This window comes from Halomonas denitrificans (assembly GCF_003056305.1).
In the GTDB taxonomy this organism is placed as follows: Bacteria; Pseudomonadota; Gammaproteobacteria; order Pseudomonadales; family Halomonadaceae; genus Halomonas; species Halomonas denitrificans.
On record NZ_PYVX01000001.1, the window covers coordinates 437,614 to 457,724 of the forward strand.

The 20,111-nt window shown below is 70.2% G+C and carries 16 protein-coding genes; 5 read left to right on the forward strand and 11 right to left on the reverse strand.

Translation table 11 applies throughout. The features are described 5' to 3' along the window. Position 1: 1 nt before the first annotated feature. From accD to leuC, 10 genes are all read right to left on the reverse strand, one after another. Entirely contained in the window at positions 2-1,018 is a 1,017-nt protein-coding gene (gene accD / locus C9F13_RS01990; protein WP_108444561.1) for an acetyl-CoA carboxylase, carboxyltransferase subunit beta, read from the reverse strand. Positions 1,019-1,091: 73 nt separating this feature from the next. Beyond that, positions 1,092-1,895, reverse strand: coding sequence for a tryptophan synthase subunit alpha (trpA, locus tag C9F13_RS01995; protein WP_108445317.1), 804 nt, complete (start codon positions 1,893-1,895; stop codon positions 1,092-1,094). Positions 1,896-1,910: 15 nt separating this feature from the next. Then, positions 1,911-3,125, reverse strand: a complete 1,215-nt coding sequence (gene trpB, locus C9F13_RS02000; RefSeq protein ID WP_108444562.1) for a tryptophan synthase subunit beta — start codon at positions 3,123-3,125, stop codon at positions 1,911-1,913. 60 nt (positions 3,126-3,185) lie between these two features. Then, complete coding sequence (locus C9F13_RS02005; protein ID WP_108444563.1) at positions 3,186-3,827, reverse strand: phosphoribosylanthranilate isomerase; 642 nt, start codon at positions 3,825-3,827, stop codon at positions 3,186-3,188. Between the two features lie 117 nt (positions 3,828-3,944). Next, positions 3,945-4,859: a tRNA pseudouridine(38-40) synthase TruA gene (truA, locus tag C9F13_RS02010; protein ID WP_108444564.1), complete on the reverse strand. Its 915-nt coding sequence runs from the start codon at positions 4,857-4,859 to the stop codon at positions 3,945-3,947. A 6-nt stretch (positions 4,860-4,865) separates the two neighbouring features. Continuing rightward, positions 4,866-7,592: a FimV/HubP family polar landmark protein gene (locus C9F13_RS02015; protein WP_114446913.1), complete on the reverse strand. Its 2,727-nt coding sequence runs from the start codon at positions 7,590-7,592 to the stop codon at positions 4,866-4,868. A gap of 266 nt (positions 7,593-7,858) precedes the next feature. Then, a complete protein-coding gene (asd, locus tag C9F13_RS02020) occupies positions 7,859-8,971 on the reverse strand; it encodes an aspartate-semialdehyde dehydrogenase (RefSeq protein ID WP_108444566.1) in 1,113 nt (370 codons plus the stop codon). Between the two features lie 121 nt (positions 8,972-9,092). Beyond that, complete coding sequence (gene leuB, locus C9F13_RS02025) at positions 9,093-10,172, reverse strand: 3-isopropylmalate dehydrogenase (protein WP_108444567.1); 1,080 nt, start codon at positions 10,170-10,172, stop codon at positions 9,093-9,095. A 168-nt stretch (positions 10,173-10,340) separates the two neighbouring features. Beyond that, positions 10,341-10,994: a 3-isopropylmalate dehydratase small subunit gene (gene leuD / locus C9F13_RS02030; protein ID WP_108444568.1), complete on the reverse strand. Its 654-nt coding sequence runs from the start codon at positions 10,992-10,994 to the stop codon at positions 10,341-10,343. Between the two features lie 3 nt (positions 10,995-10,997). After that, on the reverse strand, positions 10,998-12,443 hold the full coding sequence (leuC, locus tag C9F13_RS02035) for a 3-isopropylmalate dehydratase large subunit (protein ID WP_108444569.1): 1,446 nt from the start codon (positions 12,441-12,443) through the stop codon (positions 10,998-11,000). 223 nt (positions 12,444-12,666) lie between these two features. Between leuC and C9F13_RS02040 the strand changes: the two genes are divergently transcribed. Then, positions 12,667-13,560: a LysR family transcriptional regulator gene (locus tag C9F13_RS02040; RefSeq protein ID WP_108444570.1), complete on the forward strand. Its 894-nt coding sequence runs from the start codon at positions 12,667-12,669 to the stop codon at positions 13,558-13,560. A gap of 124 nt (positions 13,561-13,684) precedes the next feature. Beyond that, positions 13,685-15,013 carry a hypothetical protein gene (locus C9F13_RS02045; protein WP_245888679.1) on the forward strand — a complete coding sequence of 443 codons (1,329 nt, stop codon included), beginning with the start codon at positions 13,685-13,687 and terminating at the stop codon, positions 15,011-15,013. A 72-nt stretch (positions 15,014-15,085) separates the two neighbouring features. Here C9F13_RS02045 and C9F13_RS02050 read toward each other — a convergent pair whose 3' ends face one another. Then, complete coding sequence (locus C9F13_RS02050) at positions 15,086-15,601, reverse strand: zinc ribbon-containing protein (RefSeq protein ID WP_108444572.1); 516 nt, start codon at positions 15,599-15,601, stop codon at positions 15,086-15,088. Between the two features lie 235 nt (positions 15,602-15,836). Here C9F13_RS02050 and leuS point away from each other — a divergent pair, with 235 nt between their 5' ends. The 3 genes from leuS to holA are packed head-to-tail and all read left to right on the forward strand — an operon-like array spanning position 15,837 to position 20,092. Then, the gene (gene leuS, locus C9F13_RS02055) at positions 15,837-18,455 is read left to right on the forward strand and encodes a leucine--tRNA ligase (protein WP_108444573.1); all 2,619 of its coding nucleotides are present in this window, start codon (positions 15,837-15,839) and stop codon (positions 18,453-18,455) included. 41 nt (positions 18,456-18,496) lie between these two features. Next, positions 18,497-19,009: an LPS-assembly lipoprotein LptE gene (locus C9F13_RS02060; protein WP_108444574.1), complete on the forward strand. Its 513-nt coding sequence runs from the start codon at positions 18,497-18,499 to the stop codon at positions 19,007-19,009. Positions 19,010-19,033: 24 nt separating this feature from the next. Next, on the forward strand, positions 19,034-20,092 hold the full coding sequence (holA, locus tag C9F13_RS02065; RefSeq protein WP_108444575.1) for a DNA polymerase III subunit delta: 1,059 nt from the start codon (positions 19,034-19,036) through the stop codon (positions 20,090-20,092). The last annotated feature ends 19 nt before the right edge of the window (positions 20,093-20,111 follow it).

Consider the following 20,111-nt stretch of genomic DNA (forward strand, 5'->3'; position numbering starts at 1 on the left):
GTCAGCGCGCCGCGTCGGGACGCTCGCCGTTCGGCTCGGCGTCGCGCTCCGCGTCCTGCGCCGCGTCGACCTCGGGCGCCGTGGTGAGCGCCTCCTCCTGCTCGGCCTGTTCGGCCGCCTGCACCAGGTCCGGCGCCTCCGCAACGGGCTCCTGGCCGGTCACCGGCTGGTGGGTCAGCTTGCGCAGCACGCCGCCGAGGCGCGAGCGGATCTCGCCGCGATGGACGATCATGTCCACGGTGCCGTGCTCGAGCAGGAACTCGCTGCGCTGGAAGCCCTCGGGGAGCTTCTCGCGCACGGTCTGCTCGATGACCCGCGGCCCGGCGAAACCGATCAGCGCGTTGGGCTCGGCCACGTTGAGATCGCCGAGCATCGCCAGGGACGCCGTGACACCGCCGAACACCGGATCGGTGAGCACCGAGATGTAGGGCACGCCGGCCTGCTTGAGCTTCTCCAGGGCCGCCGAGGTCTTGGCCATCTGCATCAGCGAGAAGAGCGCCTCCTGCATCCGCGCCCCGCCCGAGGCGGCGAAGCAGACCAGCGGGATGCCCTCCTCGAGGGCGATAGTGGCGGCACGCACGAACTTCTCCCCCACCACGGCGCCCATGGAGCCGCCCATGAAGGTGAACTCGAAGGCCACCGCGACCACCGGCAGCCCCTCGAGGGAGCCGCGCATGGCGATCAGCGCGTCGTTCTCGCCGGTGGCCTTCTGGGCCGCCACCAGGCGATCCCGGTACTTCTTGGAGTCGCGGAACTTGAGGCGATCGATCGGCTCCAGCTTGGGCGCGATCTCCTCGCGGCCCTCCTTGTCCAGGAACCAGTCGAGCCGCTTGCGGGCGGTCAGGCGCAGGTGATGGTCGCACTTGGGGCAGACGCTATGGTGCTTTTCCAGCTCCGGGAGATAGAGCACCGCTTCGCACTTGGGGCACTTGCGCCACAGGCCGTCGGGGACGCTTGCGCGGCGATCCTTGCGCTGGATGCGGCCTACCGAGGGCACGATCTTGTCTAGCCAGCTCATGTCAGAAACACTTCCGTAAAGGCTGATGCTCCCGGCGGCGCCGGGAGCAGGGTCGATTCGTTGGCGAGGAGGATCAGGCGTCCAGCGCCTGGCGCATCTCTCCCAGGACCGCCTCGAGGGCGGCGGGGATCGCCTCGGGCTGCTCGGCATTCTCGGCGATGCGATTGACCAGCGCCGAGCCGACGATCACGCCGTCGGCCACCTTGCCCACCTCGGCGGCCGAGGCCCCGTCGCGGATCCCGAAGCCGACGCACAGCGGCAGGTCGGTCATCTCGCGCAGCGGCGCCAGATGCTCGGCCACGTCGTCGGCATTGAGGGTCGCCGAGCCGGTCACGCCCTTCAGCGAAACATAGTAGAGGTAGCCCTCGCCGTGGGCGCATATTGTAGCGGCCCGGGCACGCGAAGTGGTAGGGGCGACCAGGAAGATCGACGCCAGACCGCGCGCCTTGAGCAGCGGGCCGACCTCGTCGGCCTCCTCCGGCGGCATGTCGACGATCAGCACGCCGTCGACGCCGGCCTCGGCGGCCTGGTCGGCGAAGGCCTCGAGGCCGAGGCGCTCCACCGGGTTGAGGTAGCCCATCAGCACTACGGGGGTCTCGGTGTCGGTACTGCGGAACTCACGGACCATCTCGAAGAGATGACTGAGCCGCACGCCCTTCTTGAGGGCGCGCTCGCAGGCCTTCTGGATCACCGGGCCGTCGGCCATGGGGTCCGAGAACGGCACGCCCAGCTCGATGACATCGGCCCCCGCCGCCACCAGGGCGTGCATGAAGCCGACGGTGTGCTGGGGCGCCGGATCGCCGGCGGTGATGTAGGGAATCAGCGCGCGCCGGCCCTCGGCCTTGAGCGCCGCGAAGCGTTGGTCGATACGATTCATGGTTTGGGCCGTCATCTAGAATTCGATCCCGTCGATCTTCGCCACCGTCATGATGTCCTTGTCACCACGGCCGGAGAGGTTGATCACGATGTTCTGGTCGGGACGCATGGTCGGCGCCAGCACCTTGGCATAGGCCAGGGCGTGGGCGGACTCCAGCGCCGGCATGATGCCCTCGACGTGGGTCAGCTCGCGAAACGCCTCGAGCACCTCGGTGTCGTTGGCGGCCACGTAGTTGACCCGGCCGACGTCCTTCCACAGCGCGTGCTCGGGGCCGACGCCCGGGTAGTCCAGCCCCGCCGAAACCGAGTGGGTGTCGGAGACCTGGCCGCCCTCGTCGGACATCAGGTAGGTGCGGTTGCCGTGCAGCACGCCACGCGGGGCGCCCGACGCCAGGGGCGCGGCATGGCGCCCGGTCTCGACGCCGTCGCCGCCGGCCTCGACGCCGTACATGACGACGTCATCGTCCTCGACGAACGGGTAGAAGAGGCCCATGGCGTTGGAGCCGCCGCCAACGCAGGCGATCAGCGCATCGGGCAGCTTGCCGAACTCCTCGAACGACTGGCGGCGCGCCTCGCGGCCGGCGACGGCGTTGAAGTCGCGCACCAGCATCGGATAGGGGTGCGGTCCCGCCACGGTGCCGATGATGTAGAAGGTGTCGTCGACGTTGGTCACCCAGTCGCGCAGCGCCTCGTTCATGGCGTCCTTGAGGGTGCGGGTGCCGGACTCCACCGGGATGACGTTGGCTCCCAGCAGGCGCATGCGGTAGACGTTGAGCTTCTGGCGCTCGACGTCCGCGGCGCCCATGTAGACGTCGCACTTCAGGCCCAGCCGCGCCGCCACGGTGGCGGTGGCCACGCCGTGCTGGCCGGCGCCGGTCTCGGCGATCACCCGCGGCTTGCCGCTCTTCTTGGCCAGCAGCGCCTGGCCGATGGTGTTGTTCACCTTGTGGGCGCCGGTGTGGTTCAGGTCCTCGCGCTTGAGCCAGATCTGTGCCCCACCCAGCTGCTTCGACCATCGCTCGGCGTGATAGAGCGGTGACGGGCGGCCCACGTAATGGGCCAGGTCATAGTCGAATTCCGCCTGGAAGTCCGGGTCATCACGAAGACTCAGGTAGGTCTTCTCCAGCTCATCCAGGGCGAAGCTCAGGGTCTCCGAGACGAACCGGCCGCCGTAGGCGCCAAAATGGCCGCGGGCATCCGGCAGTCGGGTCAGGTCACTGAACTTGCTCACGAAAGACACCTCACAGGGTCGCCAGAAGGGGTGTAGGGGGAACAGGAAGACGCCGAGGGCTCAGTGCGCGCGCCGCTCGTCGGCCCGTCGCACGGCGTTCAGGAAGGCCGCCATGCGGCTGGCATCCTTGACGCCGGGCGCGGTCTCGATGCCACCGGAGACATCCACCGCGAAGGGGCCAACGGCCGCGATCGCCGCGTCGACATTGCCCGGCGTCAGGCCTCCGGCGAGGATAACAGGTTTTGCCAGGCTTGCGGGGATTCGCGACCAGTCGAAGGTCTCCCCCGTGCCGCCCGGCACGCCGGGTCGATAGGCATCGAGCAGCAGCGCCCGGGCACCGCCGTAGGCCTCGGCGGCGGCGGGCAGGTCGAGGCCCTCGCGCATGCGCAGGGCCTTGATCCAGGGCCGCCCGGCTGCCTCGCAGGCCTCCGGGGACTCGTCGCCGTGGAACTGCAGCAGGTCCAGGTGCGGCGCGCAGCGCGCGACCAGGGACGGCTCCGGGTCGACGAAGAGCCCCACGCGGGTGACGAAGGCCGGCACCCGCGCGCTCAGCTCGGCGAGCCGGCGCTCATCGATGGCGCGCTTGCTGCCCGGCCAGAGCACGAAGCCCAGGGCGTCGGCGCCGGCGGCCATGGCGGCGTCGACGTCCTCCTCGCGGGTCAGGCCACAGAACTTGATACGGGTGCGAAGCGAAATCGGCATGGGGGCAAGGGTCTCCGGCGCTAGGATGTGCAAGCACGCCACAGGGGGCGCGCCTATCGCGATGTGACGCCTGCCATCACACGGCAAGGCACACGAGTGATTCGGGGGCCGTGGCGGCTAGGCGCCCTCCGCCACGGGACGGCCACGGCGGAACGCCACCATCGGGCAGTCGGGCAGGGCTCGCTCGCCGGTCCACTCGCCGAGGAAGGCGAGCAGGTTGGGCCCCAGCGGCTCGCGGGGCAGGCCCCAGTCCTCGTCGTAGAGGGAGTCGACGAAGTGCAGGCCGCAGGCGGGGGCGGTCACGTCCCCCAGGCTGCGATCCTTCAGCGCCATGAGCTCGCTCAGGTAATCATCGCCCCGCTCGCCCCGCCCCACGGTCACCAGGGCCCCCACGATGTTGCGGATCATGTGGTGCAGGAAGGCGTTGCCCTGGACGTCGACGACCACCAGGGGGCCGTGGCGATGCACCTCGATGAAGTGGAGGTGGCGCCAGGGCGTCTTCGACTGGCAGCCGGCCGCGCGGAAGCTCGAGAAGTCGTGCTCGCCCACCAGCGCCTGGGCGGCCCGGTGCATGGCCTCGGCGTCCAGGGGGTCGCGACACCAGGTGGCGTTGGCGCGCTCCAGCACCGGCCGGCTCGGCTGGTTGAGGATCACGTAGCGGTAGCGCCGGGCCAGGGCCTTGAAGCGGGCATGGAAGTCGTCGGGGACCGGCTTCACCCAGCGCACCGCGACGTCGCGCGGCAGGTTGGCATTGGCGCCGAACACCCAGGCCTTCTCGGAGCGGGTGACCGGGGGATCGAAGTGGACGATCTGGCGGGTCGCGTGGACGCCGGAATCGGTGCGGCCGCTGCAATGGACGGTGATCGGGTGACCGGCCGCCACCTTCGAGAGCGCGGCCTCGACGGCGCCCTGCACCGAGGGGGAGTGCTTGAGGCGCTGCCAGCCGCAGTAGCCGCTGCCGTCGTACTCCACCCCCATGGCCAGGCGGCCGCTCAGGGGGTGGTGTTCATCGAGGGATCTGAAAAGGGTCATTCGGCCTCATGGCAGGTGTTGATCCAGCAGGTCGCGGGCCTCCTGCCGGGCATCCGGATCGTCGGTCTCGTCGATCAGGCGCTCGAGCAGCACCCGGCCCTGGCCGCGCTCGCCGGCCTCGAGCAGGCGTCGTGCCTCGGCGAGCGTCGACGTCGGGGAGGCCGCCGCGGAAAGGGCATCATTATCCCGCGACAGCGGCGGGAAGGCCACCTCCTCGACGTCCCACTCCTCGGACAGCTCGCGTCCCTCGCGGGACCCGGAGGCCGCCGATGGCGACTCGCCCCCGCCGAGGCCGGACGGCGTGAAGTCCACGCTGGGCTGCATCGGCGTCTCCTCCCGCGGCGCGGGGTTGGCCTCCAGGGTGGGGGGACGATAGTCGATGATGTCGCGCCCGTCCTCGGCCTGCACGGTCTCGAGCGGCGCCTCGGCAGGCGACGGCGCGGGCTCGGACCCCAAACCCTCGTGCTGCGCCTCATGCGCCCCGTCACCCTCGTCGGCGCCGTGAACCGCGCCAGGCTCGGCAGCGTTGGACTCGGCAGCCGCGGGCTTGGCAACGACGTCCGACTCGGGGGGGCGATAGGCGGCCAGGAGATCGGCGGCCCGGTCGTCGGGGGATGGCTCATCGCCGGCCGCCGCAGGGGCAGTCGGCGGTGTCTCCTGCGCTGCATCGTCGCTCGTCGGTCGAGCGGCTTCCGCCTCGCCGGCCGCAGTAACCTCGTCCGGCGCGTCGTCCTCGTCCGGCGCGTCGGGCTCATCGAAGCGACGCGGCTGATGCTCGTCGGGCACGGGGAAGACGGCACGCTCGGGTGCGGCGGAGGCGGTGTGCAGCGCGTGGCGCTGCATGAGCTCGGCCACCTCGGCCTGGACGTCGGGATCGCCGTCGGCGCGCAGCCGCTCCGCCTGGCGCGCGGCGGCGTTGCGATCGCCCTGCTTCAGCTGCACCCGCAAAAGCTTGAGCCTCAGGTCGTCGCGACCGGGCTCGCGGACCAGGCTCGCCTCGAGCAGCTCGCGCGCCTGGTCGTAGCGCCCGTAGGCGATGAAGATATCGGCCTCGTTGATGGCCTCGGCCTCGGGCATGGAGGCGCTGACCGGCGTTCTCTGCGGCTCGTCGCGCTCGGAGGCAGGCGCCTCGTCGGCGGTCCGGTCGCCGGCACCGGGCATCACCACCCCGCTGGCCGCGGGATCCACCACACGGGCCTCGTTGAAGACCGGTGCCGGCGCCTCTTCCTCGCGACGCCGCCGGCGCACCAGGGCCCAGAGCGCCAGCAGGGCCGCCAGGCCGGCACCGCCCAGCATCAGGGGGCGATCGACGGCGCCCTGGTAGAGGGCACCCCACCAGGGGACCGGCTGCGCCTCAGACGCGCTGCCCGGGGCCACCACGCCACCCGCCCCGGCGGCATCGGCGCCGCTGCCGCCCGCGGCGAGGCTCGCCAGCTGCTCGCGCATGACCTCCACCTCCTCGCGCAGATCGCCGAGCGCCGCCTGCAGCGCATCCCGCTCGCTGCGCACCGCCTCCAGGGACGCCTGACTCTCCTGCCAGCGCGCCTCGAGGCGCAGCAGGCGCTCGTCCTCGGTGAGCTCGCCGTCGCCCTGGATCATCGCCAGCACCTCGGGGTCGATGGCCTCTCCTTCCCCCCGCTCCGCCGGCGAGAGCGCGAGGGCGGGTGTGTCGCCCGCTCCCCGCACCCCGGCGCCCGCGTCGGTCGCTTCCTCCATCGCCCCCTCGGCCGCCTCCGTCGCCGAGGGGCCGTCTTCGGCGGCGAGTTCGGCGTCGCTCAAGAGCGTCAGCCGCTGGCCGCCCTCCCCGCCGGACTCGCCGGCATCGGCCGTCGCCGGCTCGGCGGAGGCCTCCTCATCGGGCGCCGTCGGCGCCGGCGACTCGGACCCGGCACTGGCCACGGCCGCCGCCGGTTCGGCGCCGCCGAGGGGCACCCGGGCGGGGGCGCCGCTGCCGCGATTGGCCCAGGCCTGGTTCATGGCCTGGACGAGCTCGCCGGCCCGGGCGTCGGAGCGCGCCGCGATGGCCTCGCGGGGCGGCACCACCAGGGTGAAGCCGGCGCGCATGGCGTTGATGTTGCCGGAGGGGAAGACCTCCGGGTTGGCCTCGACCAGGGCGACCATCATCTGGTTCATGCTGATGCCGCTGTCCGGGCGCAGCCGGCCCGCCACGGCCCAGAGGGTGTCGCCGGGCCGCACCCAGGCGGGATCGCCCGCGCCGGCCGCGCTCGCGGTGCGGGCCACGGGGCGCGGCGCAACGTCCGACGCGCGCGCCACCGAGCGCTCGCCCGACACCGCCGCCGGCGGCGTCGAGGGGGCGGCGACCAGGGCCGGCAGCCGATCGTAGTCCGGCGGATCGAGCAGCAGGGTCACCTCGCGCAGCTGACGGCCGCCGGGCCAGTCGAAGCGCAGCAGCAGGTCGACCCAGGGTTCGCGCACGGCACGCTCGGTGGTCAAATCGACCATCAGGCGTCCCTGACGCCGGGTCACCTCCATCTTCACGCTGGCCGCCAGCGGCGTGCGCGCGAGGCCCGCCGCCGCAAAGGCCTCGGCGTCCGCCACCGAGACGTTGAGCAGCCCGGGCTGCAGGCCGGCACTGTCGGTCAAGGGGATGCTGGCTCGCAGCGGCGCGCTGAGCGTCGAATTGACCTCGGCCTCCCCCAGGCCGAGGGCCAGCGCCAGGGGACTGGCGGCGGAGAGCGAAAGCAGCATGGCGAGTGTCAGCTTGCGTTTCATGGGGGTCCCTTGCGTCATTGCTGCCGACGCCTCGAGCCGGGCGACGGACTGGTCATATATTCTTAGTCGTATCGATGTCTATGTAACACATTCCGCTCAAGGGCGCGCCATCACGGAACCTCAGCGAATCCCATACTTTGCAACATACGACATGGATCATGGGCGCCGCGAATCCTCGCCGCCAACGAAAGGCGGGGCGCCTCCCTGAGGAGACGCCCCGCGCATCGACGGCGTGGCGATCGGCCGCCCGCCGCTGAGGCCATGCCTTACTGCTCGCGCAGGATCTTCAGCATGCGCTTGAGCGGTTCGGCGGCGCCCCACAGGAGCTGGTCGCCGACGCTGAAGGCGGAGAGGTACTCGCCGCCCATGGCCAGCTTGCGCAGGCGACCGACGGGCACGGTCAGGGTGCCGGTAGCGGCGGCCGGCGTCAGGCCGTCGATGGTGGCGTCCTTGTCGTTGGCGATGACCTTGACCCACTCGTTGTGGCGCGCCAGACGATCCTCGATCTCATCGATCGGCACGTCCTTCTTGAGCTTGATGGTAAAGGCCTGGCTGTGGGAGCGCATGGCACCGATGCGCACGCAGAGCCCGTCGATGGGGATCGGGTGGTCCTGGAGGCCGAGGATCTTGTTGGTCTCCACGGAGCCCTTCCACTCCTCCTTGCTCTGGCCGTTCTCCATGGGCTTGTCGATCCAGGGCAAGAGGCTGCCGGCCAGCGGAGCACCGAAGTTGTCGGTGGGGAAGTCGCCGCTGCGCATGGCCGCGGTGACCTTGCGATCGATATCCAGGATGGCGCTGGCCGGGTCGGCGAGCTCATCGGCCACGCTGTCGCGCAGGCCGCCCATCTGGTTGAGCAGCTCGCGCATGTGCTTGGCGCCGGAGCCTGACGCGGCCTGATAGGTCATGGAGGTCATCCACTCGATCAGGTCGGCCTCGAAGAGCCCGCCCAGGCCCATCAGCATCAGGCTGACGGTGCAGTTGCCGCCGACGAAGGTCCGGGCGCCCTTGGCCAGCTGGGCGTCGATCACGCCGCGGTTGACCGGGTCGAGGACGATGGTCGCCTCGTCGGTCATGCGCAGGGTGCTGGCGGCGTCGATCCAGTAGCCCTTCCAGCCGCCCTGGCGCAGGTCGCCGTAGACCTTCTCGGTGTACTCGCCGCCCTGGCAGGTCACGACCACGTCCAGCGCCTTGAGGGCCTCGAGGTCGAAGGCGTCCTTGAGCGGAGGCACGTCGACGCCGACGTCGGGGCCGGCCTGGCCGACCTGGGAGGTGGTGAAGAAGATCGGCTCGATGCCCTTGAAGTCACCGTCATCGAGCATCCGCTGCATCAGCACGGAACCGACCATGCCACGCCAACCGACAAAACCGACTTTCAACATGTGAAGTCCTCCAGCAATCGAATGTGCGAAATACTATACACGAGCCGGCCGCGCCTGGCAGGCGGGCCGGCTCGGGTCGTGGGGCCACCGCGACCGCCCGGCGGTGGCGGGGCCCGGCGCGTCAGAGGGCCTCGAAGGCGGCCAGCACGGCGTCGCCCATCTCGGCGGTGGAGACGGTGCGAGTCCCCTCGGCGGCGATGTCGGCGGTGCGCAGCCCCTCGTCCAGCACCTTGCCCACGGCGGTCTCGATGCGCGCGGCCAGTTCCGGCGCGCCGAGGGAGTAGCGCAGCATCATGGCGACCGAGAGGATGGTCGCCAGCGGGTTGGCGATGCCCTGGCCGGCGATGTCCGGCGCGCTGCCGTGGCAGGGCTCGTACATGCCCTGGCCGCTCTCGTTGAGGGAAGCGGAGGGCAGCATGCCGATGGAGCCGGTGAGCATGGCGGCGGCGTCGGAGAGGATGTCGCCGAACATGTTACCGGTGACCACGACGTCGAACTGCTTGGGCGCGCGCACCAGCTGCATGGCGGCGTTGTCGACGTACATGTGGGAGAGCTCGACGTCCGGGTACTCCGGCGCCAGGCGCTCCATCACCTCGCGCCACAGGATGGTGGCCTCCAGCACGTTGGCCTTGTCGACGCTGCACAGCCGCTTGCCGCGCTTCTGGGCCATCTCGAAGGCCACCCGGCCGATGCGCTCGATCTCGCTCTCGCTGTAGACGTAGGTGTTGAAGCCCACCCGCTCGCCGTTGCGCTCCTCGATGCCGCGGGGCTGACCGAAGTAGATGCCGCCGGTGAGCTCGCGCACGATCATGATGTCGAGGCCGGCAACGAGCTCGGGCTTGAGGCTGGAGGCGGCGGCCAGCTGGGGATAGGTGATGGCCGGGCGCAGGTTGCCGAACAGGCCGAGCTGCTTGCGCACGCCGAGCAGGCCCTTCTCGGGGCGCTTGGCGAGGTCCTCGAGCTTGTCCCACTTGGGGCCGCCCACGGCGCCGAGCAGGATGGCCCGGGCCGCCTTGGCCTTCTCCAGGGTCTCGGCGGGCAGCGGCTCGCCGTGGGCATCATAGGCGGCGCCGCCCAGGAGCCCCTCCTCCACCTTGACGTCGAGGCCGCGGGCCTGGCAGGCGGCCAGGAGGCGGCTGGCCTGGGCGGTGATCTCGGGGCCGATGCCGTCGCCGGGAAGAATCAGAATTTTCTGTGTCATTACTTCATCCTTGTTGGCACAAGGGGGCTGATCCGGTGGCAGGCCTTCGAGGAGGCGCTGTGAACCCATCCCTGGGCGCTACTTTTTCCATCCATGGAAAAAGACCTCCTCTACGGCCTACCCCCGGCGCCCCTTTCGTCGCCATACTTAGTGACTCTTTCGTCAGGATCAGGCCTGCGCAGAATCGCGGAACAGCCAGGGGCGAGCGGCGCGATGCTTCTCCTCGAAGGCGCGGATGGCGTCCTCGTCCTTCAGGGTGATGCCGATATCGTCCAGGCCTTCCAGCAGGCACTGCTTGCGGAACGCGTCGACCTCGAACTCGAGGATCTCGCCGGCGGGGGTGATCACCCGCTGGTGCTCTAGATCCACGTCGAGCCGGTAGCCCTCGCTGGCCTCGACCTCGGCGAACAGGCGGTCGACGGTCTCCTCCGGCAGGGTCACCAGCAGCAGGCCGTTCTTGAAGGCGTTGTTGTAGAAGATGTCGGCGAAGCTCGGGGCGATCACCACCCGGAAGCCGTAGTCCTCGAGGGCCCAGGGCGCGTGCTCGCGGGAGCTGCCGCAGCCGAAGTTGCGCCGCGCCAGCAGCACGCTCGCCCCCTGGTAGCGCGGCTGGTTGAGGACGAAGTCCGGGTTGAGCGGGCGGTTGGCGACGTCCTGACCCGGCTGGCCCTCGTCGAGGTAGCGCAGCTCATCGAAGAGGTTGACGCCGAAGCCGGTGCGCTTGATCGACTTCAGGAACTGCTTGGGGATGATCAGATCGGTGTCGACGTTGGCCCGATCGAGCGGGGCGACGAGGCCCTCGGCGCGTTCAAACTTGTTCATGGCTCAGGCCTCCTGGGCTGCGGGTGAGACGTCGACCTGGCGGACGTCGACGAAGTGACCGGCGATCGCCGCGGCCGCCGCCATGGCCGGGCTGACGAGGTGGGTGCGCCCGCCGAAGCCCTGGCGCCCCTCGAAGTTCCGATTCGAGGTGGAGGCGCAGTGCTCGCCGGCGCCGAGCTTGTCGGCGTTCATGGCCAGGCACATGGAGCAGCCGGGCTCGCGCCACTCGAAGCCCGCCTCGATGAACACGCGGTCGAGCCCCTCGGCCTCGGCCTGGCGCTTCACGAGGCCAGAGCCCGGCACGATCATCGCGAGCTTGATGGAGTCGGCCACCTTCTTGCCGCGCGCCACCTTGGCCGCCTCGCGCAAATCCTCGATGCGCGAGTTGGTGCAGGAACCGATGAACACCTTGTCGAGGCGGATATCGGTGATCTTCTGCTTCGGCGCGAGCCCCATGTACTCCAGCGCCCGGGTGTAGCCGCGCTGCGTGGTCTCGTCGGCGGCCTCCGCGGGATCGGGCACCTCGCCGGAGATGCCGGTGACCATCTCGGGGCTGGTGCCCCAGGAGACCTGCGGCTCGATCTCGGCGGCGTCCAGGGTCACCACGGTGTCGAACCGGGCGTCATCGTCGGAGACGAGCGCGCGCCAGTCGGCCACAGCGGCCTCCCACTGCTCGCCCGTCGGGGCGTAGTGGCGATCGCGCAGGTAGTCGATGGTGGTGTCGTCCACGGCGATCAGGCCGACGCGGGCGCCCGCCTCGATGGCCATGTTGCACACGGTCATGCGCCCTTCCATGGAGAGCTCGCGGATGGCGCTGCCGGCGAACTCGATGGCGTAGCCGGTGCCGCCTGCGGTGCCGATGCGGCCGATGATCGCCAGCACGACGTCCTTGGCGGTGACGCCGGTGCCGAGGCTACCCTCGACGCGCACCTGCATGTTCTTCATCTTCTGCGCCAGCAGGCACTGGGTGGCGAGCACGTGCTCCACCTCGGAGGTGCCGATGCCGTGGGCCAGCGCCGCGAAGGCGCCGTGGGTGGCGGTGTGGGAGTCGCCGCAGACCACGGTCATGCCCGGCAGGGTTGCGCCCTGCTCCGGGCCCACCACGTGGACGATGCCCTGGCGCGGGTCGTTGATCTTGAACTCCTCGATGCCGAACTCGACGCAGTTGTCGTCGAGGGTCTGCACCTGGATCAGCGACACCGGGTCCTTGATGCCGGCGTTCCCCTCGGCCCGCTCCTTCACGGTGGTGGGCACGTTGTGATCCGGGGTGGCCAGGTTGGCGTCGATGCGCCACGGCCGGCGACCCGCCAGGCGCAGCCCCTCGAAGGCCTGGGGCGAGGTCACCTCGTGGAGCAGCTGGCGGTCGATGTAGATCAGCGCGGTGCCGTCGTCGCGCTCCTTGACGAGGTGCTGCGACCACAGCTTGTCGTAGAGTGTCTGGCCTGCCATCTCATTCTCCCGGGCGCGTGGGCCCTTCATGTCTTGTCCGGTCTCGGAATTGCACCTCGACGTGGCTTTTCCGGCGCCACTTGCTCATGCCTCGACGATGGATCGTGGCGGCTGGCGTTCGGTGCTATGCCAGCAGTCTCCCGCCCATCGCCCATAAAAGCAATTCATGTTATTTATGGATTGGATTCCACAAAGGAATCCCATTGATCCTCACGGAGCCCTCATGGATACCCAGAGCCTGCAGGCCTTCCTCGCCGTGGCGGACAGCGGCAGCTTCTCGCGGGCCGCCGAACAGCTGCACCTCACCCAGCCGGCGGTCAGCAAGCGGATCGCGGTGCTGGAGGGGCAGATCGATGCCCGGCTCTTCGATCGCATCGGCCGGCGCGTGAGCCTAACCGAAGCGGGCCGGGTACTGCTGCCCCGGGCCCGCCAGATACTCGTGATGGTGGACGACAGCCGCCGGGCGCTGGGCAACCTCGAAGACAGCGTGGCCGGAAGACTCACCCTGGCCACCAGCCACCATATCGGCCTGCATCGGCTGCCGCCGCTGCTCAAGGCCTACACCGGCCAGCACCCGGACGTGCGCCTCGACCTGCACTTCCTGGACTCCGAGCAGGCCTACCAGGGGGTGCTCGACGGCGAACTGGAGCTCGCCGTGGTGACCCTCGCCCCGCACCCGGATCCGCAGCTCGAGGCGGTGCCGGTGTGGATCGACCGGCTGTGCTTCGTCTGCGCCCCGGACCATCCCCTGGCCGGGCGCGGCCGGCTGGGGCTGCACGAGCTCTGCGCCTTCGATGCGGTGCTGCCGGGGCCGCTGACCTTCACCCGCGGACTGATCGAGTCGCGCTTCGCCTCGGCCGGGCTCACGCTCCCCGTGGCGCTCTCCACCAACTACCTGGAGACCCTGAAGATGATGGCCGCCATCGGCCTGGGCTGGAGCCTGCTGCCCGAGCGCCTGGTGGCGGGCGAGCTGCACGAGCTGGCGGTGGATCATCCGCCGATCCACCGCCCGCTGGGCTATCTGGTCCACCGCAGCCGCACCCGCTCCAACGCCGCCCGGGCGATGCTTGCACATCTCGACGAGGCCCGGGAGCCGACCGCCCGGGCGTGGGGCTGAGGCCCGGGCCAGCGCCACGCCTGGCGGCCGCTGCGCGAGGCCAGCTAGCCGGCCGGCACCAGGCGCCGCGACAGCAAGGCGGCGGATTGTTTAGACTGCTCACCATTTGCCACGGATGTTCGCTGTGCCTGCCCACACACCCTCCCCCCTGGCGCCACGCCACGCCCTGGCCGGCGGCCTGATCCTCGCCGGCCTGGTGACCCAGATCCTGACGTTCACCGGACTCGTGACATGGGAGCATCTGGTGGGCTACTGCCTGTGGCTGGCGACGGCGCTCTTGTGGAAGGACCTGCCGCGACGCACGAGTCGCCAGGCGGGCCTGCTGGCCGCGATCGGCCTGGTGCTGCTGGTGCTGGCAGAGACCTGGCAGGGCGCCGAGGTCGACTGGCCGGGCATCCTCGACGGCAATACCTTTGTGGTCGCGATGCTGGTGGGGGTCAGCTTCATCGGGCTGATCGGCAACCTGCGCGGCCGACCGCGCCCGCCCGGCAAGGCCCTGACCGGCGCCCGGGGCGTGCTCGGCACCTGGCTCGGGGTGCACCTGCTCGGCTCGATCCTCAACCTCTCCACGGTCTTCATGGTCGGCGATCGGCTGGAGCGGCGTGGACCGCTCACCACGCCGCAGCTGCTCGGCCTCAATCGCGGCCTCTCCAGCGCCGCCCTCTGGTCGCCCTTCTTCGCCTCCATGGGGGTGGTGATGACCCTGGCCCCCGAGATGCACTACGCCACCGTCCTGGCCGTCGGGCTGCCGCTGGCCCTGGCCGCGGGGCTGCTGACGGTCGGCGAGCTCTCGCAGCGCTTCGACCTGGCCGACACCGCCGGCTTCTCGCTGTCGCCGCGCAGCCTGCTGATGCCGGTGAGCATGGCGGCCGCGGTGATGCTCTTCCACTTCGGCCTGACGCCCGAGCTCTCCATCGTCAGCATCATCACCTTCCTGATGCCCGGCATGGCGCTGCTCGTCAACCTGCCCCGCGGCCTGCACTGGACGCGCCGGCGGGTCCACCAGCACGCCATCACCCGGCTGCCGGCGATGCGCGGCGAGATCTCGCTGTTCCTCTGTGCGGGCCTCCTGACCGTCGGACTCTCGACCTTCATCGGCGCCGCCACCGACAGCGACTGGACGCTGTTCGTCCACTTCGGCCCGGCGCAGGCGATGGCCAGCTTCCTGGCCATCGTGGCCAGCGCCGTGGCCGGGCTGCACCCGATCATCGGGGTCTCGGTGCTCGCCTCGATGCTCGACCTCGATGCCCCGGACCAGACCCTGTTCGCCTTCGTCGCCCTCGCTTCCTGGGCGGTAGGCACCAGCGTCGGGCCGCTGTCGGGGATCAACCTCTCGCTGCAGGGGCGCTACGGGGTCAGCGCCACCGGCATGATGCGCCAGAACCTGGGCTACGCCGCGACCATGACCGGGCTGGTGCTGGTCGCGATCCTGCTGATGGAGCGCCTGCGCTAGGTGAGAGCGGTGGCGGCGCGAGACCGCGGGATCCGAGGTCGGATCGCCGCGCCGCGGCGGCGATCCGGCGGCTTACTGTGGCGCGCGAACGAAGTAGCGGTGGCCGCACTGGTGGCAGGGCTCGATCCGGGTGACCCCCTCGAGCTCGACGATGGCGTCGCAGTGCACGCAGGCCATGCGCCCGGGGGCGGCCATCTCGCCGACACTGTAGTCGGCGCGGGCCGCTTCCAGATCCTCCTCGAAGCGCTCGCGCTCGACCACGCTGCGATCGGCGATGGAGAGCAGCGAGTCGACCACCTTGCGCGACAGCATGGAGAGGTCGATGCCGAGCCAGGTGGCCACGCTCTCGCCCCCGGCCCCCAGGTAGCGGCGCATCTCCTTGAGGTCGCGCTCGACCCAGGCGCGCAGCAGCGAGAGCTCGTCCTTGGTGAACTCCTCGAGCTCGGCCTCGAACTCCACCGCGTCGTCGAGTTCCTGCTGCAGGTTCTCCCAGGTCAGCTCATCGGCGCCCTCGCGCAGCCGCTCGAGCATGCGCTCGTAGCCCTCGCGCAGGCGGTGGTCGTGGTGCGAATCCTGTTGCTCGCTCATGGTGCTCTCCTTATGTCGCGACGGGGCGTGCGGTGGCGGCGGCGCTGCCCGTAGCCGCCGCCCGCCGTGCTGGGGTATCCTAACGGTTCGCCAGCTATTCCATTTAGACGACATCCCGCCGGTAATTCAATGGTTTCGCGCCGCCTCGGCGCCCGACCTTGAGCCCGGGCAAGGGCCGCTGACACCCGCGGCGCCGAGGCGCTGCGCTCGACTTGCAAGGTACCCGAAGAGAGCGATGGACGCACAGTACAAGCCCCACGAGACCGAACGCGACGCCCAGCAGTTCTGGGACAAGAACCAGTGCTTCAAGGCGGTGGAAGACGCCAGCCGCGAGAAGTTCTACTGCCTGTCGATGTTCCCCTACCCCAGCGGCAAGCTACACATGGGGCATGTGCGCAACTACACCATCGGCGACGTGGTCTCGCGCTACCAGCGCATGCAGGGCAAGAACGTCATGCAGCCCATGGGCTGGGACGCCTTCGGCATGCCGGCGGAGAACGCCGCCATCCAGAACCGGGTACCGCCGGGTCAGTGGACCTACGACAACATCGACTACATGCGCCGCCAGCTCAAGGCGCTGGGCTTCGCCTACGACTGGAGCCGCGAGTTCGCCACCTGCGACGTCGACTACTACCGCTGGGAGCAGTGGTTCTTCACCAAGCTGGTCGAGAAGGGGCTGGTCTACAAGAAGATGTCCACGGTCAACTGGGACCCGGTCGATCAGACCGTGCTCGCCAACGAGCAGGTGATCGAGGGGCGCGGCTGGCGCTCCGGCGCGCTGGTGGAGCGCAAGGAGATCCCGCTGTGGTTCCTCAAGATCACCGACTACGCCGAGGAGCTGCTGGCCGACCTGGACAAGATCGACTGGCCCGAGCAGGTCAAGACCATGCAGCGCAACTGGATCGGCAAGTCGCGCGGCGTGGAGCTGACCTTTGATATCAAGCCCGCTGAAGGCTCTGACATCAAATCCGCCGAGGGCGCCGACGCCGAGCCGCTCTCGGTCTACACCACCCGCCCCGACACCCTGATGGGCGTGACCTACGTCGCCGTGGCCGCCGGCCATCCGCTGGCGAAGCAGGCCGCCGAGGGGAATCCTGAGCTCGCCGCCTTCGTCGAGGAGTGCGCCCACGGCGGCACCTCCGAGGCCGAGCTCGCCACCATGGAGAAGAAGGGCATGCCGACCGGCCACCGGGCCGTGCATCCCCTCACCGGCCGCGAGGTGCCGGTCTACGTGGCCAACTTCGTGCTCATGGAGTACGGCACCGGCGCGGTGATGGCGGTCCCCGGCCACGACCAGCGCGACTGGGAGTTCGCCACCAAGTACGGCCTGCCCATCGAGGCGGTGATCGCCGACGCCAACGGCGAGGCCCCGGACCTTTCCGCGGGGGCCCATGACGACTACGGCACCCTGATCCACTCCGGCAAGTTCGACGGCCTGGACTTCGAGGCCGCCTTCGAGGCCATCGCCAAGCGGCTCGCCGAGCTCGGTCGCGGCGAGGTGAAGACCAACTTCCGCCTGCGCGACTGGGGCGTGGCCCGCCAGCGCTACTGGGGCGCGCCGATCCCGGTCAAGTACGGCCCCGAGGGCCAGACCGTGCCGCTCACCGACGAGGAGCTGCCGGTCGCGCTGCCCATGGAGGTCACCGTCGACGCCACCGGCTCGCCGCTCAAGCGCATGCCGGAATTCTCCGACCTGGGCGACGGCTGGACCCGCGAGACCGATACCTTCGACACCTTCATGGAGTCCTCCTGGTACTTCGCGCGCTTCTGCTGCGCCGACAACCAGGAGGCGATGCTCGACGAGCGGGCCAACTACTGGCTGCCGGTGGACCTCTACATCGGCGGCATCGAACACGCCATCCTGCACCTGCTCTATGCGCGCTTCTTCAACAAGCTGATGCGCGACTTCGGCATGGTCGAGACCGACGAGCCCTTCCAGCGCCTGCTCACCCAGGGCATGGTCATCGCCGAGACCTTCTACCGTCCCACCGAGAACGGCGGCAAGGAGTGGTTCAATCCGGCCGACGTCGAGGTCAAGCGCGACGACAAGGGCCGCCCGGTCAGCGCCGTGCTGGTCAAGGACGGCGCGCCGGTGGAGATGGGCGGCATCGAGAAGATGTCCAAGTCCAAGAACAACGGCGTCGACCCGCAGTCCATGATCGACCGCTTCGGCGCCGACACCGTGCGCCTGTTCATGATGTTCGCCGCCCCGCCCGAGCAGTCACTGGAGTGGTCCGATTCCGGCGTCGAGGGGGCCAGCCGCTTCCTCAAGCGCCTGTGGCGCCTGGTCAGCGAGCACCTCGCCGCCGGCACGCCCGCCACCCTCGACGCCCAGACGCTCCGCGAGGGCCTGAGCGACGCGCAGCGCGACCTGCGCCGCAAGACGCATGAGACCATCAAGAAGGCCGGCGACGACATCGGCCGCCGCACCACCTTCAACACCGCCATCGCCGCGGTGATGGAGCTGACCAACGCGCTCGCGAAATTCCACGACACCTCTCCTCAGGGGCTCGCCGTGGCGCGCGAGGCGGTGGAGGCCTGCGTGCTGCTGCTCGCCCCGATCACGCCCCACGCCTGCCACGCCCTGTGGGCGGAGCTCGGCCACGACGAGCCGGCGATCGACGCCGTCTGGCCCCGGGTCGATGAGGCCGCTCTGGCCCGCGACAGCATCGAGCTGGTGGTACAGGTGAACGGCAAGCTGCGCGCGCGCATCGAGGTCGAGTCCGACGCAGACAAGGCCGCCATCGAGGCCCAGGCCCTCGCCGCCGAGAACGTCCAGCGCCACCTCGAGGGCAAGAGCGTGCGCAAGGTGATCGTGGTGCCGGGCAAGCTCGTCAATATCGTGGTGGGCTGACCGCCATGCCCCCTTCATCGCGCCACACGGGAGATCGCCCCATGCAGCGCCGACACCTCCTGCGCCTCGGCCTCGCCGCCGGCGCCACCCTGGCGATCGCCGGCTGCGGCTTTCGCCTGCGCGGCTATGACCAGCCGCTGGTCAGCCTCGACGCCCTGGCCCTGGCGGGGCCGGAGACCGCGCTTCGTCGCCTGGTCGCCCGGCGGCTCGAGGGCGCCGGCACCCGGGTGGACGACGACGCCGCGAGGGTGCTCAACCTCGGCAACGAGACCTTCAGCGAGCGGCGCCTGGGCGGGCTCGACAGCGGACCGCGCGAGCTCGAGCTGACCCTCGAGGTGCCGTTCTCGGTCCAGCGGCGCGCCGACGGCGCCTACCTCCTCGACCAGCAGCGCCTGGCCGTCAGCGAACGGCTGACGGTCAACGACGACGAGCTGCTGGCCCAGGATGCCGAGCGCGAGGCGGTGCGCGAACGGCTGCGCGGCGAGGCGACCCGGCAGCTGCTGGACCGCCTGCGCGCCCTGGGCGAAGGCACCGCCGCGGCGGAACGATCGTGAAGGGACTCTCTTGAAGGTACTAACGTGAAGGTCTTTGCCGACAAGCTCGAGGATGCGCTGGCCAAGAAGCTGCCCCCGGTGGTGATCGTCGCCGGCGAGGAGCCGCTGCAGCACATGGAGGCCTGCGACGCCGTGCGCCGCGCGGCGCGCCAGGCAGGGGTCGAGGAACGGGAGGTCCTGCACGTCGAGGCCAACTTCGCCTGGGGCCGCCTGACCGAGGCGGCCGCCAGCCTGTCGCTGTTCGCCACGCGCCGGCTCATCGAGGTGCGCCTGGGCAGCAGCAAGCCGGGCCAGGAGGGAGGCAAGGCGCTGCGCGAGTACGCCGAGACCCTGCGCGACGGCGACGATATCCTGCTGCTCTCCACCGGCAAGCTCGACTATCGCGAGCAGAAGAGCGCCTGGTTCAAGGCGCTGGACAAGGTCGGGCTGTTCGTGCCGGTCTGGCCGGTGGACGCCTCGCGGCTGGGCTACTGGCTGCGCGATCGGGCCGGACACCACGGCCTCTCGCTGGATCTCGACGCCGCCCGCCTGCTCGGCGAGCGCACCGAAGGCAACCTGCTGGCCGCCGACCAGGAACTGCAGAAGCTGGCCCTGCTGCTGCCGGCGGGGGCGCGCGTCGGCCCCCGCGAGGTCGCCGGCGGCGTGGAGGACAGCGCCCGCTACGACGTCTTCACCCTGATGGATGCCTGCCTCAAGGGCGAGCGCGCCCGGGTCTCGCGCATCATGGCCGGCCTGCGCGGCGAGGGCGTCGAGGCGCCCATCGTGCTGTGGGCTCTGGCCCGGGAGCTGCGCATCCTGCTCTCCCTGCACCAGCACCTGGACCAGGGCCAGAGCCTCGAGCACGCCTGCAAGGCCCAGAAGCCGCCGATCTTCGAGAAGCGGCGCCCGGCCTACCAGCAGGCCATCGCCCGGCTGCCGCTGAAGCGGCTGCACAAGCTGCTGCTGTTCGCCCAGCGCCTGGACCTCGCCATCAAGGGCGGCAGCCGCGTGCCGCTCTGGGACGGCCTGCACGATCTGGCGCTGACGCTGGCCGGCGGACGGGGCCTGCTGGCCGAGCTGCCCTCCTCCTACCGCATCGGCTGAGTCCGTTGACCGTTCAGGG

What these genes read in the sequence shown, in the direction of transcription:
- C9F13_RS02015 (WP_114446913.1), bottom strand. Translation starts at nt 7,592, where the DNA reads ATGAAACGCAAGCTGACACTCGCCATGCTGCTTTCGCTCTCCGCCGCC.
- leuS (WP_108444573.1), top strand. Translation starts at nt 15,837, where the DNA reads ATGGACGCACAGTACAAGCCCCACGAGACCGAACGCGACGCCCAGCAG.
- trpA (WP_108445317.1), bottom strand. Translation starts at nt 1,895, where the DNA reads ATGAATCGTATCGACCAACGCTTCGCGGCGCTCAAGGCCGAGGGCCGG.
- leuB (WP_108444567.1), bottom strand. Translation starts at nt 10,172, where the DNA reads ATGACACAGAAAATTCTGATTCTTCCCGGCGACGGCATCGGCCCCGAG.
- truA (WP_108444564.1), bottom strand. Translation starts at nt 4,859, where the DNA reads ATGACCCTTTTCAGATCCCTCGATGAACACCACCCCCTGAGCGGCCGC.
- asd (WP_108444566.1), bottom strand. Translation starts at nt 8,971, where the DNA reads ATGTTGAAAGTCGGTTTTGTCGGTTGGCGTGGCATGGTCGGTTCCGTG.
- C9F13_RS02050 (WP_108444572.1), bottom strand. Translation starts at nt 15,601, where the DNA reads ATGAGCGAGCAACAGGATTCGCACCACGACCACCGCCTGCGCGAGGGC.
- leuC (WP_108444569.1), bottom strand. Translation starts at nt 12,443, where the DNA reads ATGGCAGGCCAGACACTCTACGACAAGCTGTGGTCGCAGCACCTCGTC.
- C9F13_RS02060 (WP_108444574.1), top strand. Translation starts at nt 18,497, where the DNA reads ATGCAGCGCCGACACCTCCTGCGCCTCGGCCTCGCCGCCGGCGCCACC.
- accD (WP_108444561.1), bottom strand. Translation starts at nt 1,018, where the DNA reads ATGAGCTGGCTAGACAAGATCGTGCCCTCGGTAGGCCGCATCCAGCGC.
- C9F13_RS02005 (WP_108444563.1), bottom strand. Translation starts at nt 3,827, where the DNA reads ATGCCGATTTCGCTTCGCACCCGTATCAAGTTCTGTGGCCTGACCCGC.
- leuD (WP_108444568.1), bottom strand. Translation starts at nt 10,994, where the DNA reads ATGAACAAGTTTGAACGCGCCGAGGGCCTCGTCGCCCCGCTCGATCGG.
- C9F13_RS02040 (WP_108444570.1), top strand. Translation starts at nt 12,667, where the DNA reads ATGGATACCCAGAGCCTGCAGGCCTTCCTCGCCGTGGCGGACAGCGGC.